Annotated in this window: 21 protein-coding genes, 1 pseudogene and 1 other annotated feature; of the genes and pseudogenes, 11 read left to right on the top strand and 11 right to left on the bottom strand. The window is 44.6% G+C overall.

Translation table 11 applies throughout. The features are described 5' to 3' along the window. Positions 1-96: 96 nt before the first annotated feature. Positions 97-465 (bottom strand): hypothetical protein, encoded by a 369-nt coding sequence (locus L2717_RS12285; protein WP_373316150.1) that lies wholly within the window; start codon positions 463-465, stop codon positions 97-99. Between the two features lie 367 nt (positions 466-832). After that, the gene (locus L2717_RS12280) at positions 833-2089 is read right to left on the bottom strand and encodes an MFS transporter (RefSeq protein WP_220773405.1); all 1257 of its coding nucleotides are present in this window, start codon (positions 2087-2089) and stop codon (positions 833-835) included. Positions 2090-2263: 174 nt separating this feature from the next. Between L2717_RS12280 and L2717_RS12275 the strand changes: the two genes are divergently transcribed. Further along, positions 2264-3145 carry a LysR family transcriptional regulator gene (locus tag L2717_RS12275; RefSeq protein WP_220773404.1) on the top strand — a complete coding sequence of 294 codons (882 nt, stop codon included), beginning with the start codon at positions 2264-2266 and terminating at the stop codon, positions 3143-3145. A 137-nt stretch (positions 3146-3282) separates the two neighbouring features. On the opposite strand, the gene rluB is transcribed toward L2717_RS12275, so the two are convergent. The 5 genes from rluB to rnm all read right to left on the bottom strand — a co-directional run bounded on the left by rluB (position 3283) and on the right by rnm (position 7176). After that, on the bottom strand, positions 3283-4158 hold the full coding sequence (gene rluB, locus L2717_RS12270; protein WP_076499955.1) for a 23S rRNA pseudouridine(2605) synthase RluB: 876 nt from the start codon (positions 4156-4158) through the stop codon (positions 3283-3285). Further along, positions 4151-4747: an SMC-Scp complex subunit ScpB gene (gene scpB, locus L2717_RS12265; RefSeq protein WP_076499953.1), complete on the bottom strand. Its 597-nt coding sequence runs from the start codon at positions 4745-4747 to the stop codon at positions 4151-4153. Before scpB ends, rluB begins: the two co-directional genes overlap by 8 nt. A gap of 3 nt (positions 4748-4750) precedes the next feature. Then, entirely contained in the window at positions 4751-5539 is a 789-nt protein-coding gene (locus L2717_RS12260; RefSeq protein ID WP_220773403.1) for a segregation and condensation protein A, read from the bottom strand. 159 nt (positions 5540-5698) lie between these two features. Then, positions 5699-6319, bottom strand: a complete 621-nt coding sequence (locus L2717_RS12255) for an L-threonylcarbamoyladenylate synthase (protein WP_220773402.1) — start codon at positions 6317-6319, stop codon at positions 5699-5701. Then, the gene (gene rnm, locus L2717_RS12250) at positions 6316-7176 is read right to left on the bottom strand and encodes an RNase RNM (RefSeq protein WP_220773401.1); all 861 of its coding nucleotides are present in this window, start codon (positions 7174-7176) and stop codon (positions 6316-6318) included. The genes L2717_RS12255 and rnm overlap by 4 nt, the downstream gene beginning before the upstream one ends. A 210-nt stretch (positions 7177-7386) precedes the next feature. Beyond that, positions 7387-7494 (top strand) — a sequence feature (Trp leader region). 98 nt (positions 7495-7592) lie between these two features. Here rnm and L2717_RS12245 point away from each other — a divergent pair. The 10 genes and pseudogenes from L2717_RS12245 to xthA all read left to right on the top strand — a co-directional run bounded on the left by L2717_RS12245 (position 7593) and on the right by xthA (position 17250). Beyond that, positions 7593-9236, top strand: a complete 1644-nt coding sequence (locus L2717_RS12245; protein WP_220773400.1) for an anthranilate synthase component 1 — start codon at positions 7593-7595, stop codon at positions 9234-9236. 9 nt (positions 9237-9245) lie between these two features. Further along, entirely contained in the window at positions 9246-9848 is a 603-nt protein-coding gene (locus L2717_RS12240; protein ID WP_220773399.1) for an aminodeoxychorismate/anthranilate synthase component II, read from the top strand. Continuing rightward, positions 9845-10927: pseudogene (gene trpD, locus L2717_RS12235) on the top strand (anthranilate phosphoribosyltransferase); the annotation flags it as partial. The gene L2717_RS12240 and the pseudogene trpD, both read left to right, overlap by 4 nt. 45 nt (positions 10928-10972) lie before the next feature. Continuing rightward, entirely contained in the window at positions 10973-12391 is a 1419-nt protein-coding gene (gene trpCF, locus L2717_RS12230) for a bifunctional indole-3-glycerol-phosphate synthase TrpC/phosphoribosylanthranilate isomerase TrpF (RefSeq protein WP_246611754.1), read from the top strand. 149 nt (positions 12392-12540) lie between these two features. Then, a complete protein-coding gene (gene trpB, locus L2717_RS12225) occupies positions 12541-13731 on the top strand; it encodes a tryptophan synthase subunit beta (RefSeq protein ID WP_076499948.1) in 1191 nt (396 codons plus the stop codon). Positions 13732-13736: 5 nt separating this feature from the next. After that, positions 13737-14558, top strand: coding sequence for a tryptophan synthase subunit alpha (trpA, locus tag L2717_RS12220; protein ID WP_220773398.1), 822 nt, complete (start codon positions 13737-13739; stop codon positions 14556-14558). Positions 14559-14941: 383 nt separating this feature from the next. After that, the gene (locus L2717_RS12215) at positions 14942-15226 is read left to right on the top strand and encodes a DUF2798 domain-containing protein (RefSeq protein WP_220773412.1); all 285 of its coding nucleotides are present in this window, start codon (positions 14942-14944) and stop codon (positions 15224-15226) included. 367 nt (positions 15227-15593) lie between these two features. Next, complete coding sequence (locus L2717_RS12210) at positions 15594-16139, top strand: septation protein A (RefSeq protein WP_220773397.1); 546 nt, start codon at positions 15594-15596, stop codon at positions 16137-16139. Continuing rightward, on the top strand, positions 16139-16438 hold the full coding sequence (locus L2717_RS12205; RefSeq protein WP_220773396.1) for a YciI family protein: 300 nt from the start codon (positions 16139-16141) through the stop codon (positions 16436-16438). Before L2717_RS12210 ends, L2717_RS12205 begins: the two co-directional genes overlap by 1 nt. After that, positions 16438-17250, top strand: a complete 813-nt coding sequence (gene xthA / locus L2717_RS12200; protein WP_076499941.1) for an exodeoxyribonuclease III — start codon at positions 16438-16440, stop codon at positions 17248-17250. The genes L2717_RS12205 and xthA overlap by 1 nt, the downstream gene beginning before the upstream one ends. A 299-nt stretch (positions 17251-17549) precedes the next feature. On the opposite strand, the gene L2717_RS12195 is transcribed toward xthA, so the two are convergent. The 4 genes from L2717_RS12195 to L2717_RS12180 form a co-directional block, all read right to left on the bottom strand. Further along, positions 17550-17756: a KTSC domain-containing protein gene (locus L2717_RS12195; RefSeq protein ID WP_220773395.1), complete on the bottom strand. Its 207-nt coding sequence runs from the start codon at positions 17754-17756 to the stop codon at positions 17550-17552. Between the two features lie 326 nt (positions 17757-18082). Further along, complete coding sequence (locus L2717_RS12190) at positions 18083-19294, bottom strand: hypothetical protein (protein WP_248938061.1); 1212 nt, start codon at positions 19292-19294, stop codon at positions 18083-18085. Between the two features lie 700 nt (positions 19295-19994). Continuing rightward, positions 19995-21449 (bottom strand): methyl-accepting chemotaxis protein, encoded by a 1455-nt coding sequence (locus L2717_RS12185; protein WP_220772984.1) that lies wholly within the window; start codon positions 21447-21449, stop codon positions 19995-19997. Between the two features lie 104 nt (positions 21450-21553). After that, entirely contained in the window at positions 21554-22045 is a 492-nt protein-coding gene (locus L2717_RS12180; RefSeq protein WP_220772983.1) for a DUF1097 domain-containing protein, read from the bottom strand. Positions 22046-22084: the final 39 nt, after the last annotated feature.

The following is a 22084-nucleotide window of genomic DNA, read 5'->3' as shown; positions in this document are numbered from 1 at the left end:
AACATTTCGACAACAACCGGTATTACTGCGCTGAACTAAATTTTCAAATTAAACCTAATCTTTAAATTCAACATAAAATGCTAAATAGCTTAGGGGTTAAGCGCCTTTCACTATCGCACTGAGCCTTGTAATAAAAAGCTGCACCGCTTCAACGGTGTCAAAGCTAAATGCTAAACCATAGTGAATTTCAGTCAGGCTCTTATGTAAACGCTTAGGGAAACGCGTCATTTGCGCATTATGAAAATAATCATATTTAGCATGTACGCCTGCAATAGTGGCAAATTCGCCAGAAAAAACTTCAAAGGCTGGACGAATAATCAAATTAGGGACTTTACCGTCGAGGTGTAAATAGAAAGCCTCTTTGGTATCGGGGAGCATATATTCAGTAATATTTTTGATGGTGAAGTTGGTGCGACATTGCAGTGCGCTTAAACTACCCGCCATCTCATTATGTTCAATTGCCAAACTTATTACCCCTTATTTATCCATATCGCGCCGCTCACATAGCGCAGCATCTAACGACCTAAAATCATACCTGAAACCGTATATAAAACTGCATCTTAAAGAAGTGATGCTGATTTTAGCGAACGGTATTGGTTTGCATCACGTTTATCCACGCTATCTAAACTCAGCCTAATCGCTTTAGCCCTTAAATGCACTAAAGGGATAGCAATATCACCCTGTTAGAGCGTGAGTTTACAGGATGAATCACAAAACCTTTATACACCAAAAGGTAAATGAAGATAAAACCTCTATAACGCGGCACTAAAATACTAAGGCCAACAGATTAGTGTTGGCCTTGGTTTAACAACATTGACTGGGTATGAATCCACTAATCAATGTCGACTAATGCCTGTTTGACATGGGTTTGATGATAGTGCAAACGGGTGATAGCTAAAGCAATTAAGGCTAATAGGGTTAACGACCCCATCACCACACCGCGCCACTGCGCCTCATGCCAAAACATCATCAAATACGGGCCACCCATCGCCGCGCCGAGGTAATAAAAGCATAAATAGAGTGAGGTCGCTTTAGCACGGTCGCGATTAGCACGCATTGCCACAAAGGAGTTACAGCAACTATGAGTCAAGAAAAATCCACAAGCGGTCATTAAAAAGCCTAAACAAATGGTCAAAGAGGTATCAAACAGGGTCAGTAAACTACCTGTAAGCATCAAGCACCAAGACCATTGATACAGCTTATGCTGGCCAAATTTAGCTAACCATTTAGCAGTAAAATACGAGGCCATAGTGCCACTGGAATAACACAAAAAAATCAATGTCGCTTGGAAACGGCTCCATTCATAGGGAGACGCCATTAAATGCAACTGAATAAAACTAAATTGATTCACCATCATCATAAAGGTCAAGCCACCAATTGCGTACACTAAGCGCATTTGTGCATCGGTAAGATGATGGCTAAAACCGTAATAATCTTGTATCAAGCGAGCACATTTTGATAAGGATGGCGCGGTTTTATTCTGCGACATCGCCTGTGCATTAGCCACTGACGGTAATAGATAATTAACTAAAGCAACGCCCGCAAGTGTTACTAAAAACAACAACCACATGGATTCTTGCCAAGAGAGATACTGCGACATCACACCGCCAAGTAAACGCCCAATAATGCCGCCTATGCTATTTGCCATAATATAAATACCGGCGGCTTTAAGAATGGTACTGGCTGACAATTGCTCTTTAAAATACGCCATAGCAATGGCTGGCACTGCAGCAAGTAATCCACCTTGTAATAATCGCACCAACACTAATCCGTTAAAGTCCGGCGCCCAAATTAGCAATAAATTAGACAGCGCTAACAGCCATAAGCTGACAATAATTGGCGTATGCCGACCAATACGATCCGACAGCACCGCATACAGGAGTAATGAAAAAGCTAAGGAAAAACTGGTCACCGACAAAATCAACGTCGCTTTAGAGCCCGATACCACAAAATGCTCTGCAATCAGCGGCAGCATGCCTTGCATCAGATACAGGTTGATATATACCACCACAGAGGCTACGCACAGCGCCCACATCAATCGGCTATCACGTTGTTTATTGTCAATCATAGTATCTAACACGGCTTGCACAGGAGCCTCGACAAAGCATCACTCATAAGGTAGACAAAGGTTATCACTGGACTTAACATAACAATAATAAATAATATCTATCATAATCATTGATTATTGTTATATATCTTAATTATAAATAAGCCGACTCAAATAACGATCCTTGCCACAGACTAACCAGTATGAGCCCAATTGATGGATATTCGCCAACTCAAACATTTAGATGCCCTAGCCAGTACCGGTAGTTTTACTTTAGCAGCAAAAAAACTGAATATGGCACAACCGGCTTTAAGCCAAAGTATCAAGCGCTTAGAAGTCGCTCTGGGCGTGACATTAGTCAACCGTACTAGTAATAAGCATGATAAATTACTCGCACTCACTGCCGAAGGTTTAGTGCTGCATCAACACGCCATACTCATCCTTAAGCAATTGAAACAAGCCGAAGCGCAAATTAAGGCAATGGCCAACCTGACCTCAGGTGAAGTCCGCATTGCTGTACCGGGTATGTTGGGCTCTTTCTATCTTCCTTCGCGTTTAATGGCTTTTCGGCATAAATACCCAGAGCTAAAACTGTCACTGTTTGAAGGCGGCACTCGCGATGCGCTGCGCATGCTGCAACAGGAAGAAGTGGATATTGCTATTATTACTGCCCAAGATCTGCAACCTGAGCTAGATAGTCAGTTGCTGATCCGTGAGCAAATGGTGATCGCGATGGGGACCGAACATCCTTTAGCAGAACATAGTGCCGTGAGTTTAAATGACTTTTTTGACCATGAGTTAGTGATGTTCAAAACAGGTTACTTCCACCGTGAATGGATTTTATCTCAAGCCAAAGAGCTGGGGAAAAAGCCTAATATTGCTTTTGAGACTAATCTTATTAATCTTATTAAACAGATAGTTTCTCAAGGTTTTGGCATTACTAGCGTACTTGAAATGGCGATAAGTGCCAAAGATGACATATTAGCTAAACCTTTTGATCCGCCGGTATTTTTGAACCTACATATCGCATGGAAAAAACAGCGCCCCGTCAGTCAAGCAGACCGTGCCTTTGTCGATTTTTTGATGAGTAATCGGTAAGTTAACCTGCACTCAAGATAAGAATAAGCAAAATAAAAAACGCCCGATGAGGTTCATCGAGCGTTTTAGCTGAAATAAGCGTTAACCTATATCAGGACATGAGTAGAACATGAGCAAAACAGCTTAGGTTAAACCACTTAGCTGCGCTGACGCGTTGGCTTAGGTTGTCCTGTTCCAGTCACTTTATGCTTACGTACAGCGCGGCGGATTTTGGCACTTTTTACTTGTGCACGGGCCACACTGTGTTTATCAGCGGCAAGCATAGTACGGGTTTCTGGCTCTAAACCTGCCAATTTACGCAAGTAGTTTACTTGCTCCATTGGCAATTCAACCCAGCCACCACGTGGCAGTGATTTTGGCAATTCGACCATACCATAACGGATACGGATCAAACGGCTCACCTGCACTTCTTGGGATTCCCACAAACGGCGCACTTCGCGGTTACGACCTTCGCGTAAACACACATGCCACCATTGGTTCATGCCTTCGCCGCCCGCAGGCTTAATGCTATCAAACTGCGCTGGGCCGTCTTCTAACATCACGCCAGTACGTAAACGTTGTACTGTCGCTTCAGGGATTTCACCAAAGGTACGCACTGCGTATTCGCGATCCACTTCGTTCGATGGATGCATTAAGCGGTTAGCTAATTCACCATCTGAGGTAAACAACAATAAACCTGAGGTGTTGATGTCTAAACGGCCTACCGCTACCCAGCGTGAATCACGCACTTTAGGTAAACGATCGAATACCGTTGGACGGCCTTCTGGATCTTTACGACTACAAATTTCGCCTTCAGGTTTGTGATATGCCAATACACGACAAATCACATCTTCGGCAGACTTTAACGAAATCGCGCGGCCATCAATACGTATTTTGGCATCGGCTTCAATACGATCCCCAAGGCCCGCGATTTCACCATCAATACTAACTCGGCCTGCAGCAATCCATGCCTCCATCTCACGACGGGAGCCATGGCCTGCACGGGCCAAGACTTTCTGCAACTTTTCACTCATTAGTATTTTGCTCTTCTGACTGTTCTGGCGCTAATTTCAAGCTTGAAAAAACCGCCTGCAATGACTCAGTGTCCGATAGCGGCGGTAAATCCGCTAAGGTATCTAAGCCAAAATATGCTAAAAATTCTAAGGTAGTGGCATATAACGCGGGTCGCCCCGGTACTTCTTTATGCCCAACTACTTTAATCCAATGTCTATCTGACAAACTTTTTATGATATGGCTGCTAATGGCCACACCGCGCACCTGTTCAATATCGCCGCGAGTCACAGGTTGACGATAAGCAATCACCGCCAAGGTTTCTAATGTCGCACGCGAATATTTAGGCGCCTTTTCTTGCCACAGGGGCTGCAAAAAAGGACTCAACACCTCTAAGGTCTGGAAGCGATAACCGCCAGCGACTTTCACAAGTTGCACACCTCGGTCTTGATAATCCTGTTGCAGCTCATCCAATGCAGCTTTTATTTTGTCTCTGGAAACAGAGAAATCCACTAACACAGTGTCTTTCAACATTTTCGCCGACAAGGGTTTCCCCAATACAAACAAACTCGCTTCAATAAGCTGTTTTAATTGAATAGGATTTATCTGCATCAATTAATAGGCCTTAACGTAAATAGTTGAAAACGGTTCTGTTTGGTACAATTCAACCAATAATTCTTTGACTAATTCCATTAGCGCTAAGAAGGTCACGACCACGCCTGCACGCCCTTCTGCTACGGTAAACAAACGGTCAAATGCGGTAAAGTCTTCAGCATTTAACATGGCTAAAATCTGGCTCATGCGTTCACGGGTCGATAACTGTTCACGCTTAACATGATGATCTTCATTGGCATCGATACGCTTAAGTACGTCAGCAAAGGCGCGGGCAATGTCAAATAGCGACACTTCTGGCGGGATCATTAATGGCTTAATATCAGCTGCTACCACCGCTTTAGCTTGAAACACATCCCGCTCGAGCCGTGGTAAGTCATCAATTTTTTGCGATGCTTCTTTAATCACTTCATAGGCTTTAAGCTGCCGAATAAGCTGCGCCCGAGGGTCTTCCTCAATCTCATCTTCAGCCACCATACGCGGCAGCAGCAAACGGGATTTAATCTCGGCAAGCGTTGCCGCCATTACTAAATAATCGGCGGCAAGTTCAATTCGAGCCTGAGTCAACAGCGTAATATATTCTAAATACTGCGCGGTAATCTGCTGAATAGGTAAATCGACAACATCTAGCTTTTGCTTACGGATCAAATACAAAAGTAAATCTAACGGCCCTTCAAAGGACTCAAGAAAGACTTCTAACGCCTCCGGTGGAATAAACAAATCCAGCGGCATTTCGGTCATTGCCTGACCACGAATAACGGCTAAGGGTAAACTCTGTTGCGTGCCCTGCATCCGCTATTTTGCTCCGTTAACAGTGCGTCATCCAACCTAGACTCACGCCAAACGCGCGATTATACCTGTAAACCTGCGGCGATAAAACTGTCAAATATTTACTACCACTCGCCGCATCATTCACTTACGCCAATTAGCGATAAATCAATTGCGATAGATTTAGAGAAAAGGCGTGATATCTCCCGCGCCTTCACGCAAAATTTCAGCGCCATCTTCAGACATATCAATCACAGTCGTCGGTTTTTCACCTAAATAGCCGCCGTGGATAATCACATCCACTTGGTGCTCGAGCAAATCGCGAATTTGTTCAGGATCAGACTCGGCAAATTCTGCATTCGGCATCACTAAACTGGTCGACATTAGCGGTGCGCCTAAGGCTTCAAGCAGTGCCAGAGCGATAATATTGTCAGGCACGCGAATACCTATGGTCTTTTTCTTGTCATTTTGTAGACGACGTGGCACTTCTTTAGTCGCTTTAAAAATGAACGTATAAGGCCCAGGCGTGCAACTTTTTAGGATGCGATACGCCTGATTGTCCACTTTGGCGTAGGTCGCTAATTCAGATAAATCGCGGCACATCAAAGAGAAGTCATGATCGTTCTCAATTTGACGAATTCGTGCCATGCGCGTCATCGCGTCTTTTTCACCAATCAAGCAGCCTAATGCATAACCTGAATCGGTTGGATAAACAATCACACCGCCTGCTTTTAAAGCGGCAACGGCTTGACTGATAAGGCGCGTTTGCGGATTTACTTCATGTACATAAAAAAATTGACTCATGGTCGTTCCACCCAGAATTCCGATTGCCAGACCCAATCAATACCTTGGGGCTGATACAGATTTTTACCTAATTCAATCCAATTACTTGGAAAGTGAAAATCACTCCCTATCGATGCAAGTAATTGATTTTGTATACTCAGGGCCACAAGGTTAGCCCTGTCATCTAATGTTTGCTGGCCGAGTATCACTTCCATGGCATCCCCACCCGCTTCTTTATATTCACGCACTAAGCGTTTAAGCCACTTACCCGATAACTTATAACCACTGGGATGGGCTAACACGGCTAATCCACCTGCGTTGTGGATAATGTCGATGGCGCTCGCCATATCACCCCAATTATTGGGTACGTAACCGGTTTTACCGCGAGCAAGATAGCGTTTAAACACGCTGGGCATATCCACTGCATGACCATTTTCAGCCATCCAGCGCGCGTAATGCCCACGACTTAACGCTGCATCACCCGCAATAGCTTTAGCGCCTTCGTAAGCGCCTTCAATACCCGCTTTGGCTAATCTGTGGCCAATCTCTTGGGCGCGTAATTCACGTAAGTCGCGCTGGTTTTCTAAAAATGCTAATAACTCAGGGTTCTCTGCATCGAAGTTAAGCGCCACAATATGGATATCGTAGCTGTTCCAGCGAGTTGAGATTTCGACACCCGAGATCAACTTTAAGGGTTCTGCTTGCAACTGATTAAAAGCACGGGCTGCGGGTAAACCTGCGACCGTGTCGTGATCAGTAATAGCAAACAACTGCACGCCCTTTTCAAGGGCTCTCGCCACCAATTCAGACGGTGTTAATAGACCATCAGATGCGGTCGTGTGGCTGTGCAGATCAGCCAATATGCTTTGAGTATTCATAGGGCTATTGTACGTGAATTTGTTAATCAATGCGCTGTTATCTCGCATTTTATGGTTGTGCTGATTAATTTTTTTGCAGCATTAAAGTCAACAAATCTACGAAAATGAAAAATATTCAATTGACATTCGCTCCTAGCTAAGGCTTTCTATACATCAATTTACGAATTAGTGAGACTCCTTTGAATGACACACATTAACGCTTCATTAAACATCATTTGGTGGTGGCACTTCCCAACTTAGCGGGTAGTGTGAAGCTCTGTGCTCATTTGAAAGTGAACAGAACCAACAAGAAGCCCGCAGAAATGCGGGCTTTTTTGTTAGGTGCGAAAAATGTCGGCAAACTCGGGTAATAAAATTAGCAATAGAGACAACGCCATGACGTTTAAGACATTTTATAAGGTAGCTAGAGTATGAATATGCAAAAACAGACATTCGCACGCTCAAGTACACTAAAAGCGCCATTAACCTATCACAGCGATCCATTGCGTTTATACCAACGCATTACTCAAGATGCATCACACACTATGCTGTTGGAGTCGGCTGAAATCGACAGTAAAGATCACTTAAAAAGTATGTTGATGACTCATGCAGCCATGATGATCCGCTGCGATGGTTATCAGCTGACCTTTAGTGCATTGACTAATAACGGCGCAAGTTTACTCGATTCTATCGCGCTTTTTTTCAGTACTACCGCTCATGTGGTGCGTGATAATTTAGCCTTAATCGTAACGCTGCAAAAAGATACACAGCTACAAGATGAAGATGCGCGCTTAAAATCGACCTCGCCGCTTGATGGTCTGCGGATGTTTATCCAGCAGATTGATTGTGGCGCCCATACTGACAGCCAAACCAAGCCTGCCTTTGAGGATCTATTTTTAGGTGGCGTACTGGCCTATGACTTAATTGATACCGTTGAACCACTGCCAGTGGTACCAAACAGCGATAATGATTGCCCAGACTATTTATTCTATCTCGCCGAAACCTTAATTCTTATCGACCATAAGCTAAAACAAGCCGATATTATTACCCATAATTTTAGCCTCGACTCAGCTCAATATGCTGCTGCCACCACCGCACTAAATGAGCGAGTACAAAGCTTAAGTATCCAATGTAAAACCTTGGCTAATTTACCAAGCGATGTGCCAATGCTCGTCGCCATCAACGCAACTGAGCAAGTCAATATCTCCGATGAGGTGTTTAAGCAAACAGTTGTCGATTTAAAAGAGCACATTATTGCTGGCGATATTTTTCAAGTAGTGCCATCGCGCAGCTTTAGTTTGCCTTGCCCAAATACCTTAGGGGCTTACCGCGCCCTGCGCCTGACAAACCCAAGCCCTTACATGTTTTATTTTAGAGGCCCAGATTTTACACTCTTTGGCGCCTCACCAGAAAGCGCCCTCAAATACGATGCCAGTAGTAATCAGGTCGAAGTGTATCCGATTGCAGGCACCCGCAAACGCGGTAAAACCGCCACAGGTGAGATTGATTTCGACTTAGATAGCCGCATTGAACTTGAGCTGCGTTTAGATAAAAAAGAACTGTCAGAGCACTTAATGCTGGTCGATTTAGCCCGTAACGATATCGCCCGTATCAGCCAAAGCGGCAGTCGTAAAGTCGCCGAATTATTGAAAGTAGACCGCTATTCCCACGTGATGCACCTTGTCAGCCGCGTGACAGGTCAACTGCGCCAAGACTTAGATGCGCTGCATGCTTATCAAGCCTGTATGAATATGGGCACCTTAGTCGGCGCGCCAAAAGTGCGAGCCTCACAACTAGTACGCCAAGCGGAAAAGGCCCGTCGCGGAAGTTACGGCGGCGCTGTGGGTTACCTTAATGCCCTTGGCGATATGGACACCTGTATTGTGATCCGTTCCGCCTTTGTTAAAAACGGCACTGCTTTTATTCAAGCGGGCGCGGGCGTGGTGTTTGATTCAGATCCCCAAAGTGAAGCTGACGAAACCCGTCAAAAAGCACAAGCGGTAATCTCAGCCATAAAAATGGGCGCGGGACTGCCAGTCAATGATGAGTCGACACCATCCACTTCAGTGCAATATAAATAGGAGCCGAACATGAAACTCTATCTACTCGATAACTTTGACTCCTTCACCTACAACTTAGTGGATCAATTCCGCAGCCTAAATTGTGAAGTGGTGATTTACCGCAACGATGTTGCCGCCGACTATATTGCCGAAAAACTGCTTAATGAGCCCAAACCTGCGGCCTTAGTGTTATCACCTGGCCCTGGCGCGCCCCATGAAGCGGGATCTATGATGGCGCTGATTGCCAAAGTCGCGGGAAAAGTGCCGATGTTGGGCATCTGCCTTGGCCATCAAGCCATGGTGGAGTATTACGGTGGTACTGTAGCGCGCGCACCTTTTGTGGTGCACGGCAAAGCAAGCCCTACCTTCCATAATGGCACTGGCGTATTTGCCGGTTTACCTTCTCCTTTACCCGTTGCCCGCTATCACAGCTTAGTCGCCACCAAAGTGCCCGATTGCTTACAAGTCATAGCAACTACAGAAGATATGCCGATGGCTATTTTACACTCAGAGCACAGAGCCGTAGGGTTTCAGTTTCATCCAGAATCGATTCTCACCACATTAGGTAGCACACTGCTCATTCAAACCTTGGCATTTCTAACCCAAGACGTCGCCGTAGGAGCAAATGTATGAGCACAAAAAACATTCAAACTTTGCTTGATATTTTGTATCAAGGTAACAGCCTAAGTCGTGAGCAAACCGCCGAGTTATTTGGCGCGTTAATTCGTGGCGAAATGAGCGAAACCGCGATGGCAGGCATGTTAGTCGCGCTCAAAATGCGCGGTGAAACCATTGATGAAATCAGCGGTGCTGCCGATGCCATGCGCGCCGCGGCCAAATATTTCCCTTGCCCTGAGTTTAATACCGCCCAAGCTAACAACCAAACACAGGCTAACGGCACGCTGAATAACGGCATTATTGATATTGTTGGCACCGGTGGCGATGGTTTTAATACCATAAATATTTCCACCACCGCCGCCTTTGTGGCCGCTGCGGCAGGCGCTAAGGTCGCTAAACACGGTAATCGTAGTGTATCGAGTAAATCGGGATCGTCAGATTTACTCGCGCAGTTTGGCATTGACTTAACCATGTCGCCAGATACCGCCAGTCGTTGCCTTGAAGCCTTGAATCTGTGTTTTCTTTTTGCACCCCACTACCATGGCGGTGTAAAACATGCAGTACCGGTTAGGCAAGCACTTAAAACTCGCACTTTATTCAACGTGTTAGGGCCGCTTATTAATCCCGCACGACCTGAGTTTATGTTACTTGGCGTATATAGCCCTGAGTTGGTTTTACCGATTGCGAAAGTATTAAAGGCGCTTGGCACAAAACGCGCTATGGTAGTGCACGGCAGCGGTTTAGATGAAGTTGCGCTGCACGGCAACACCCAAGTTGCTGAGTTAAAAGACGGCGACATTATTGAGTATCAACTCACACCAGCCGATTTAGGTGTGCCTTTAGCACACATAACTGATTTAGAAGGTGGCGAGCCTGCGCAAAATGCTTTGATTACCGAGGCAATCTTAAAAGGCCGTGGCACAGATGCCCATACCAATGCAGTCGCTATCAATGCGGGTTGTGCTTTATATATATGCGGTATTGCCGATTCAGTTAAAGCGGGCACTTTACTGGCACTCGCTACCATCCAAAGTGGCAAAGCCTTTGAATTGTTAAGTCAGCTCGCAAAAGTCAGCAGTGAAACAAAGGAAAACGCAGTAATGAATCCAGAATTTAAAGCTGATATTCAAGATGTTAGAATGCCGTCATCACTAGACACTGTGCAAAAAGGCAACGTGTTAACTCGTATTGTTGATACCAAAGCGGCCCATATTGCCGCCCTAAAACTCCGCTTTCCCGAGGCGAGCCTGTCACCTAAGGTGTCTGATCGCAGTCTATTTGACGCGCTCAAAACGCCTAAAGCGGGCTACATTTTAGAATGTAAAAAAGCCAGCCCCTCTAAAGGGCTTATCCGTGATGTGTTTGATGTTGAAGCTATTGCTGATATTTACGGCAAATATGCGGCGGGTATTTCGGTGTTAACCGATGAGCAATTCTTTCAAGGGGATATGGACTATATCCCGAAAGTGCGTGCTCGGGTAAGCCAACCCATTCTATGTAAAGATTTTTTTATAGATGAATACCAAATAAAACTCGCCGCCCACCAAGGCGCCGATGCTATTTTGTTAATGCTGTCTGTACTTGATGATGAGCAATATCAACGTCTAGCGAAAGAAGCGGCAAAGTACCAACTCGATGTACTGACCGAAGTCAGTAACGAAGAAGAACTTAAGCGCGCTATCGTATTAGATGCGCCGATTATTGGCATCAACAACCGTAACTTAAGAGATTTGAGTACCGATCTTGCCACCACAGAAGCCTTAGCGCCACACATTGGCAGCGACCGCGTGGTGATCAGCGAATCAGGCATTTACAACAATGAGCAAGTGCGCCGTTTGAGCCCGTTGGTTGATGGTTTTCTGGTTGGCAGTTCGATTATGGCCGAGGCTGATATCGACTTAGCCTGCCGTAAATTGATCTTCGGTCACAATAAAGTCTGCGGTCTCACCCGCGTGGAAGATATTCGCGCTGCGGCAACATCAGGCGCGGTTTATGCTGGACTGATTTTTGCTGAACAATCGCCGCGCGCATTAACGCTTAATCACGCAGAGCAACTGCTCAGCGAGTACCACGCATCTGATGCGCCAGCAATTGAATTTGTTGGCGTGTTTGTAAATGCTACGCCCAGCACCATCTGTGATATTGCCACTCGTTTGCAATTATCTGCAGTGCAACTGCACGGCGCAGAAACCGAACTTGAAATAGCCGAGCTCGCCGAACATTTGCAACATGCGGGACTTACCACCCAAATTTGGAAAGCGGTCAGTGTTGATGCAAAAACTGGCGAGATAGGTTTACTGCCTAAGGGCGCGCAGCGTTATCTTTTTGATAGTAAAACTGCTAGCCAATTTGGTGGCTCTGGCAAAGCCTTTAACTGGCAAAGTAACATTCCGCAAAAGTCCCATGCCATGCTGGCGGGGGGACTCAATGCCGACAATGCAACGAGTGCTAATACGCAAGGGTTTTACGGTTTAGATTTTAATTCCGGCCTAGAAACCACCGCAGGTATTAAATCGGCGCAACTGATCCAAACGGCTTTTACCCATTTACGTCTCTAACCTAGCGCTTTTAAAAAGCCTGGATGACTTTAATACTAGATATAGAAACATAACCCTATTAATACCAATGGCCCATTGAAAACAGTTCAATTAAATAACAGCTCAATCCAAGCCACTGGCAAACAGATTGATAAGATAAGGAAACAGGTATGTCAAAGTTAAAGCTTAACCCTTATTTCGGCGAATACGGCGGCATGTATGTGCCACAAATTTTAGTGCCAGCCCTTAAGCAATTAGAAACCGCCTTTGTGGAAGCACAAGAAGATGAAGCCTTTAAAGCCGAATTACATGATTTACTCAAAAACTATGCCGGCCGTCCAACGGCGCTGACTTTAACGCGTAATTTAAGTCCTAACCCACTGGTTAAAATCTATCTCAAACGGGAAGATTTACTCCACGGCGGCGCCCATAAAACTAACCAAGTGCTAGCGCAAGCCTTACTGGCTAAACGCATGGGTAAAAAAGAGATTATTGCTGAAACGGGCGCCGGACAACACGGCGTTGCCACCGCCCTCGCCTGTGCTTTATTGGGCCTTAAATGCAAGGTGTATATGGGCGCTAAAGATATAGAGCGTCAATCACCTAACGTCTTTAGAATGCGTTTAATGGGCGCAGAAGTGATCCCAGTGACGTCAGGTTCTTCCACTTTAAAAGATGCCTGTAACGAAGCGATGCGCGATTGGTCTGGCAGCTACGAAAAAGCCCACTATTTATTAGGCACGGCCGCAGGGCCACATCCGTTCCCAACCATAGTGCGTGAATTTCAACGCATTATTGGCGAAGAAACCAAAAGACAGCTCTTTGAACGTGAAGGACGCTTACCCGATGCGGTTATTGCTTGTATCGGCGGCGGCTCTAATGCCATTGGTATGTTTGCCGATTTTATTGATGAGCCCAGTGTTGAACTGATTGGCGTTGAACCCGCAGGTAAAGGTATTGACACACCAATGCATGGCGCACCGCTCAAACACGGTAAAACTGGTATTTTCTTCGGTATGAAAGCGCCTTTAATGCAAGATAGTGAAGGTCAAATTGAAGAATCCTACTCGATTTCAGCCGGATTAGACTTCCCCTCAGTTGGCCCACAGCACGCGCATCTTCATGCGACTGGCCGCGCCCGATACGAGTCAGCAACGGATGATGAAGCCTTAGACGCTTTCCAACTTTTGGCGCGCTGCGAAGGTATTATCCCCGCATTAGAATCAGCGCACGCTATCGCCTATGCAGTGAAAATGGCACGTGAGTGCACTAAAGAAACCATTTTAGTGGTTAACCTTTCTGGCCGTGGCGATAAAGATATTTTCACTGTTTCTGATATTTTGAATGGTAAAGAGGTATAACGAACATGAGTGATACATTAACCAACACTGGCCGTTATCAAGCCACCTTTGCCAAACTCAAAGCCGAAGGTCGTGGTGCTTTTGTGCCATTTGTCACCCTTGGCGATCCTAGCCCTGAACTGTCGCTTAAAATCATCGACACCTTAGTACAAAATGGCGCTGATGCCTTAGAGCTAGGTTTTCCGTTTTCAGACCCTTTGGCCGATGGCCCAGTGATCCAAGGCGCCAATCTACGTTCTTTAGCTGCGGGCACCACTCCAACGGCGTGTTTTGAATTACTGGCGCAAATTCGGGCTAAATATCCTGAACTACCAATAGGTTTGCTACTTTATGCCAACTTGGTCTTTGCCAACGGCATCAATAGCTTTTATGCCAAAGCGAAAAATGCGGGTGTGGATTCAGTGCTTATTGCCGATGTGCCAGTGGAAGAATCGGCGCCCTTTATTGACGCCGCCAAAACACATGGTATTGCGCCCATTTTTATTGCACCGCCCAATGCTGATACCGATACATTACAACAGGTCAGCGCCAGTGGTGAAGGTTACACTTACTTGCTATCCCGTGCAGGCGTGACAGGCACAGATACCAAAGCAGGTGTTCCAATAGAAGAAATTCTATCTAAATTGAAAGCCTTTAACGCGCCGCCACCGCTGCTCGGTTTTGGTATTGCCGAGCCAGCACAAGTGAGCGACGCCATCAAAGCTGGTGCTGCTGGGGCGATTTCAGGCTCTGCCGTAGTAAAAATAATTGAGGCTCACCAACACAATGAAGCCACATTGCTTGCAGCACTCGCAACATTTACCCGTGCGATGAAGGCGGCAACTTAAGTTAGCGATATGGTTATCTATACTAAGCCTACCTAGTTGCCCTTTGGGAACCTGGCAGGCATCCGTGTTGCATTGACTTAAAAGGAAATAACCATTTCTGTGTCAATGCGTCTCGGATTAAAATACCTGTGAGGCCTTGAACTGATTAGATATAAATGTGATTGCTATAAGGGCTAAGAATACTTTTGGCCCTTACTGGTGTTAAAAATTGCCCTTTCTGATTGCTGTTTCTATAGTACCTCTCTAAAATACGCCCGCGCAGATTGTAGCTTTACACCGTCCTTAATAGACTCATTCTTTACGCTTTATTGCTCAAAACGAATCGCTAACAACTGCTACCAACCATTATTCATTTATTTGATACATCTCCCATTAAGGCTTTAATCACCATGTCTAAACCTTTATCTAATGTTGCACCACGGACATTTATAGGCACACCTAAATTACCTGCAAAATATGCAACAATCGTAATGCCATTTTTTCTTTCGATTCTTATGAGCTGCATTGTTTCAGGGATCAGCACATTCAATGGCGTTGGTGCAGTGTCCCAATTTACCGAACTCTGGCTCGGTGCTTGGTTAATTTCATGGGCAGTGGCTTTTCCAACTTTATTAATAGTGCTACCTTTCGTGCGTAAACTGACGGGCGCGTTTGTCGATTTACGCTAAACAACCTATTTAAGTTGAAGTTGAGGATAAGCTCCGCGCCTCTACCGGTTATTTTTATTTAAGGCAATAAAATCAATATTTTACCACAGAGACCACCCCAAGCTCAGGTGGGTTAATTCATCGATGTGACATCATGTAAATGGTTTTGCATCGATAAATTTAAGCAATCAAGATCCTCTTTAAAATAGCGCGCTTTATTAATACGCTTTGCTATCATTCGTCAAGATAGTGCTTGCGAACGTGCGATTAAAAACACTAGCAACAAGACCCGTTTAATCGGCAATATCGCAATCCTAGACCCTGAGTGCTTTTTCCCTCATGTTGCGCATGCTACACTCAAGCCCATGTCTCTTTAACACGATTACTTATGAAACAACTGCTTGATTTCCTGCCCCTCGTCATCTTTTTTGCTGTCTATAAATTTTTCGATATTTATATCGCCAGCGGCGCATTAATCGCAGCCACCGCGCTTCAATTAATCGTGACTTACGCGCTATACAAAAAGCTCGAAAAAATGCACATCATCACCTTCGTCATGGTGACCGTGTTTGGCACGCTAACATTAGTATTTCACGATGATTCCTTTATCAAATGGAAAGTCACCATCATCTATAGCTTGTTTGCTATTGCCTTAGGCGTCAGTCAGTTACTGAATAAATCGATACTCAAATCGATGTTAGGCAAAGAAATGCAAGTCGACGATAACATTTGGGCCCACGTCACTTGGTATTGGGTAGTGTTTTTTGCAATTTGTGGCCTAGTCAATATCTATGTTGCCTTTAGTTTGCCGTTAGAAACTTGGGTTAATTTTAAAGTGTTTGGTTTAACCGCCTTAACCTTAGCCAATACTGTGTTAACCGTATTTTATCTGTATAAACACCTTCCAGAAGACCAAAGAAAGGAACTCAAATAATGTGGTATATGATTTCAGCTCAGGATGTTGATAACAGTTTAGAAAAGCGTTTAGCCGCGCGTCCCGCTCATTTAGAGCGCCTGCAAGCCCTCGCCGATGAAGGCCGTTTACTGATTGCGGGCCCACACCCTGCGATTGACAGCGAGAACCCAGGTGATGCAGGTTTTAGCGGCTCACTGGTCGTTGCAGACTTTGACTCGTTAGAGAGCGCCAAACTCTGGGCAGATGCTGACCCTTATTTTGCCGCGGGTGTTTACCAAAGTGTGGTAGTAAAACCCTTTAAGCGAGTTCTGCCTTAATGAAAATAGTGTCTTTTAACATCAATGGTCTGCGTGCCCGTTTGCATCAATTACAAGCCTTGATTGATAGCCACCAGCCCGACATTATCGGCCTGCAAGAAACCAAAGTGCACGATGAGGCGTTTCCATTAGCCGACGTCGAAGCCATGGGATATCAGGTGCATTACCACGGCGGCAAAGCCCATTATGGCGTGGCTATGCTATCGAAGGCTGTGCCAATTAAAATCCAAAAAGGCTTTCCAAACGATGATGAAGAAGCGCAGCGCCGCATGATCATTGGCACCTTTGCCCAAGAAAATGGCCGCCCGCTGACGGTATTTAACGGCTATTTCCCCCAAGGCGAAAGCATAGATCACCCCACAAAATATCCGGCTAAACGTAAGTTTTATCAGGATTTAATGCAATATTTGCAGACCAACCACAGCAACGATGAAGACATTGCTATTATTGGTGATATCAATATTTCACCGACCGATTTAGATATCGGGATTGGCGAAGTTAACCGTAAGCGTTGGTTAAAAACCGGCAAATGTAGCTTCCAACCAGAAGAACGTGAATGGTTGAAAACCTTGCAGGACTGGGGACTAGTCGATACATTCCGTCAATTACACCCAGAGCGCACTGAGCGTTATTCATGGTTTGATTACCGCAGCAAAGGTTTTGATGATAACCGTGGCCTACGTATTGATGTGATTTTAGCCACGCCTGCACTGGCGGCGCGTTTAGTTGAATCCGATGTCGATTACGATCTGCGCGGCATAGAAAAACCCTCAGATCACGCGCCCATCTGGAGTACGTTTAAAGAGGCTTAATCAGCTAACGTTAGACCATCTTAGTAGATATAAAACATCGGCTTAGGCCGATGTTTTTTTATGGGCTAAATATATTTTATCTTTGTCGCTCGATGAATAGTCAATGAGTCAGATTTGATACTGAACGTAGCTTACTTCTGGACAAAAGCGTGATAGCTCCTTTGCTCTAACTCGTCAGTTTCAGATTAAAATTTCTCTGGAGATAACGGTGCCAACACGGGCAGCCGAAACGTAGTGTAGGCCGTCCAGTGCAATGCGTTTATTGCATTGCACGATGTGCTTGGCCCTGTTAAATGTTTTTAGCAATCGTAGCGATCTTTTATATATTGATGATAATACTGACCAACTGAGCGAGCATTCACGAACTCTTTAAATACACGCTCAGGAACTCTGCAAAATGTATAGACAGGGTCACTATCTTCAAAGTCGATATACATGCGCATTGAATCTGAGTCATATCCAATACGGCGTATAGCCGTAGACCTAACATTTACCCACTCAGTCATTTGAGCTCCTACTTTTTAAGCCAAGGTAGTGTATTGGAGGGGCCATAAATATAACCATCGTCTATCCAAAACTTACCACCATCAGTTGGACCCCAAATCCAGTTGTCTTCAATCCACCACTTTCCAGAATTGTATGGCCCCCAGATCCAACCATCGTCGATCCAGAATTTGCCCGATTCTTCAGGCCCCCAAATGTAATTATCGTCAATCCAATATCCGGTATACATGATTACTCTCTGTACATTTAACGCTCACAACAGCAGACGTGTCTTAAGTTGATGTAGCGAAGCGAAAGCAGCTTAAAACCGTTCCTCTGATTGTGTTTGTTAGGTTATTTTATGCTTAAAAAACTCTTCCCCAAATAATTGGTCGGTAATTGTATTTTTGTACAAATGTCCGCCACAAATAGCCTCTAATTGTTCATGGGCTAGGCCGCCAAGATGCAACTTATACTTTTCAGCCGAATCTGTTCTAGTTTTCATTTGCAACGTCATATACGATGGGTAATCATGACCATCAAATTCTTGGTATTTATTTGCCCAAAACAGACAAGCGGCCATCCCTGAACGTATAGTAAGATATGCGTATCCCATTAGAATTGATTCTCTAATACTATACTTCCACACGAGTGGCGTAGTTTTTCCTAGCAAAACACAGAAGTAAGCATGCATAAAATCATCTCTTATTACAGGGTGAGGATGTACGCCTTTCACCTCATGAAACTCCTCAGAATAACTCTTTTCACAAAACCTATTAAACATGCAAGTAACTGAACAAAGTAACAAATACATTGAATTCGGCCCGCAAAAACCTTCTCTCTCCATATATCGTATAGTAAGATCTAGCCCTTCAATATCCGCAAGGATTTCTCTTGATTGTCCCCCAATATCAATTTCGGAAGGTTCGCTATTTATTTCGTAAAATTCAAAATTATTAGATGTATTTTCTTTAAGCTTGTAATGACATTGAATTAGATGAGAAAGCTCATGGAAAAATACCCAAGATAACATAAGCTCAAACATTAAAAATCTAACTGGTACTGTTCTCCTGAGTAAACTTAACCGTTTTTCATTTTTTAATGATGGGTTTTTACTGCTTTTTTCTTCGAAAACCTCCAGCCAAACCGAGGAAAATAATGCGCATATATGACTAATTTCATATTCCATTAAATCAGGTACACCAGATTCAAATTTAAATCTGGCTCCTTTAAAAGCATCCCAATTTTTGTTTTTAAAATTATGAGTATTACTTGCTAGTTTTTCAGAGTAAATTGGGAATGTTAGGGCATCACGATAGATTTCTTTAATCATTCCAAAGTGAATGATGATTGTAGGTTTTTTGGGGGATAACTTATTTACAATAGCTGCTGCGTTAACAGAGTCTTTCAAAGGAGTATTTGTGGTTAATTCCCCACCAATCGGATGGAAAATCTCATTATTTGCCCATTGAGTTAATTTATTCAGCAACAACTCTGAGAACCTTTCCATCAACTCAAAGTCAAGACATTCTTCTTCATGGAAGGATTCTAGAACGTCCATTTTTACCTCGTTGGATCAGTGAAAACGCGCACGGTTAACTATCTGTATGCAAAGAACTTATCAGCTTTCTACCAAATACACCATCTGGAAAAACGCGCATGCACGTTTTCCAAACCTATTAACTAAAAGTCAGCTATTATAGTCACCTGATTTTATAGAGTTTTGTTTGCTGCTGATGGAGTTAGTGCGCACTGATTCTGCATTCAAATCCCCACCTAACTATCTAAATTTAAATACGACTGTATACCCACACATTATTAGTCGATTTATGGTAGGGCCAAACATAGGCAAATAGATAAGAGTTTGTATGGCAACAGGAGTGGGGATTTTCGATTGAGCTAACGAGCCGAAACACGGATTGAGGCAATAGCTTTTTAGCTAATCGAACAGCGATAGGGTTAGTGAGGATTGGCATTGATGCAACTGTGACCGTTGGCGGCATGGATGCCGTCGTCGAGCCCTCAGGGACGAGTTTATGGCGAGTCATAGTGGAAACAATGACAATGAATACTGCGCAACTAGCAATATATAGCTAACTTTTGAGGTATTTCGAGAATGAAATGGCGGAAATCCAAGATTTCCACCATTTTCAGATGATACGCTAATGCTTAATATGAGACTCTGTATCGGGCGTTATGGCTCTATTACCAACGCTGGAAACTGGCAATGCTGACGACTCACCACCTTGAAGGGTGAAAAATTAGCTCGTGTGATACTGCTGCAAAATGCCTTCTAAATCGACCGATGCATGGTGTAAATCGTTAGCTAAAGTGACACTACGCTGAGAAGTTTGCTTGATGATTTCCGATTGATGACGAATTTCATTTAACTGCCCTGCAATATCGCGAGAAGTCATGCTTTGCTCTTCTGCCGAGGCGGCAATTTGGCTACTCATGTCAAATACGGCATTGATAGATTGTGCCATGCCTTGAACATCGTCACCGACTTCAATAATCGCGCTGCGGCCTTCGTCTGCTTGATCGACAATTTCCATCGTAATACTCGATAAACGAGTCGTGCCGGATTGCAAACCTTCAATCATCGATTGAATTTCTACCGTCGCTTGCTGAGTTCGGCCCGCTAAGGTACGCACTTCATCGGCGACAACCGCAAAACCACGCCCTTGTTCGCCAGCACGTGCCGCTTCAATCGCCGCATTTAGAGCTAACAGGTTGGTTTGTTGCGAAATACTATTAATCGTAGTCACAACCGCATCGATACTCGCCGCATCTTTCGATAACTGTTCTACTGACGAAAATGCCGCGCCAATTTTAGTTGAAAGCAAGCCAATGCTGTTAACCGTGTTGGCAACACGCTCTTGACTGGTTGATATTTGCATTGAGTTTTCTTTGGTTTGCAGTGACGTATTACTGGCATTAATAGAGACTTCTTCAATGGCCGACGTCATTTGTGCCATTGCCACAGCAACTGAATCGAGGAATTGATGTTGGCTGCTGATCAGTTTTTCACTGGTGGCCGCCTGTTGATTAAATTCATCCGCCGCTAATGATAAGGTCTTAGCATTCTTACCAATCGCCGATACCATTTCACTCATGTTATCCGCGCAGCGATCAATTTCACGGGCAATCAAACTAAAGTCATCTGTACCAAAGAAGTTTAATCTAAAGCTCAAGTCACCATCGGCTAAGCGTTTGATGGCTAGGTACATGTCCCACAATCCGCCACCCAAAGAAGTGGAGATCCAATAACTCAGTTGGAATAAAGGCAATAAACCCAATAAAGCCAACCAAAGCATAAAGTTAGCATCGCTACGCGCATCAGCTTCCCACTCATGGGTATTTTGCGTCAGTTGTAAGGCTTGTGTGCCTGACACGCTGGCAGTGGCCGTCACGTTATCCCCTTGGCGCTGCGCCTCACTTTGCCTTGAGGTCACGGTTAAGCCGTATTGACTGGCAAATTGTGTTAAAGCGCCTGCATCTAATTTTTGCATTGAAGCGACTTGCGCTAAGGCATCAACACTCGCTTGAACTCGGGCAATAGAGGCTTGCTCAACATTGCGTTGTGCATGTTGATAGTTAACCAGCGCCACACTGGCCGTGATCAAGGCCACCATAGAACACACAACCCAAAACTTTCCGTTGAGACTGAATTTTATTAATATTGCATCAATGGTGCGAAACTGGATTTGTTTCATTGTTATAATTCCTAAGGACAAAATACTATTTGGCGCTAAATCAGCATTATAACTCAGAATGCTACTATAGAAATGCCTGTTATGAGTTCCGAATAAAGATAATGTTAATCCGCACTCGACACGGAATTATCTTTGGCTGCTGACCATTTTTGTGTCAAGTAAACTAACTGACCCGTTAACAGACTCATGCTATACCCTAATAAACCACCGATGATTAACGATGGCACTATATTAGCGACATCACCCGCCATCGCAAACGTAATACAACAGCCAATAAAGGCACCAGGAATAAAACTAAGCTTTTGATAGCTTGCCTGTAAGCACATAGCCGATGTGGCTATGCCTGTAAAAATATGGCCAAATACCGGCGAGATAAAAAAGCTACTACCCGCAATAATGAGCCAAGCCCAAAATACACCCGACAGATTGGTACACCACGCCATCATCACGCCCTGAAAGCCCGCTTTAGGTTGCGCAAAAAAAGTGCTGCAACCTAAAAAGCCAATCCAAGTAACCAGATGAAAGGCATCTGCGACGCCACACCAAATTGCAGCCAATAGGCCGGCAGAAATAGCGACTTGCCAACGATTTTCCATGGATGACCCCTTTTTTATTCAATCACGGAAGTTCATACC

The organism is Shewanella glacialipiscicola, from assembly GCF_023283485.1.
Classification (GTDB): Bacteria; Pseudomonadota; Gammaproteobacteria; order Enterobacterales; family Shewanellaceae; genus Shewanella; species Shewanella glacialipiscicola.
This window is presented reverse-complemented; position numbering and strand designations above follow the sequence as displayed.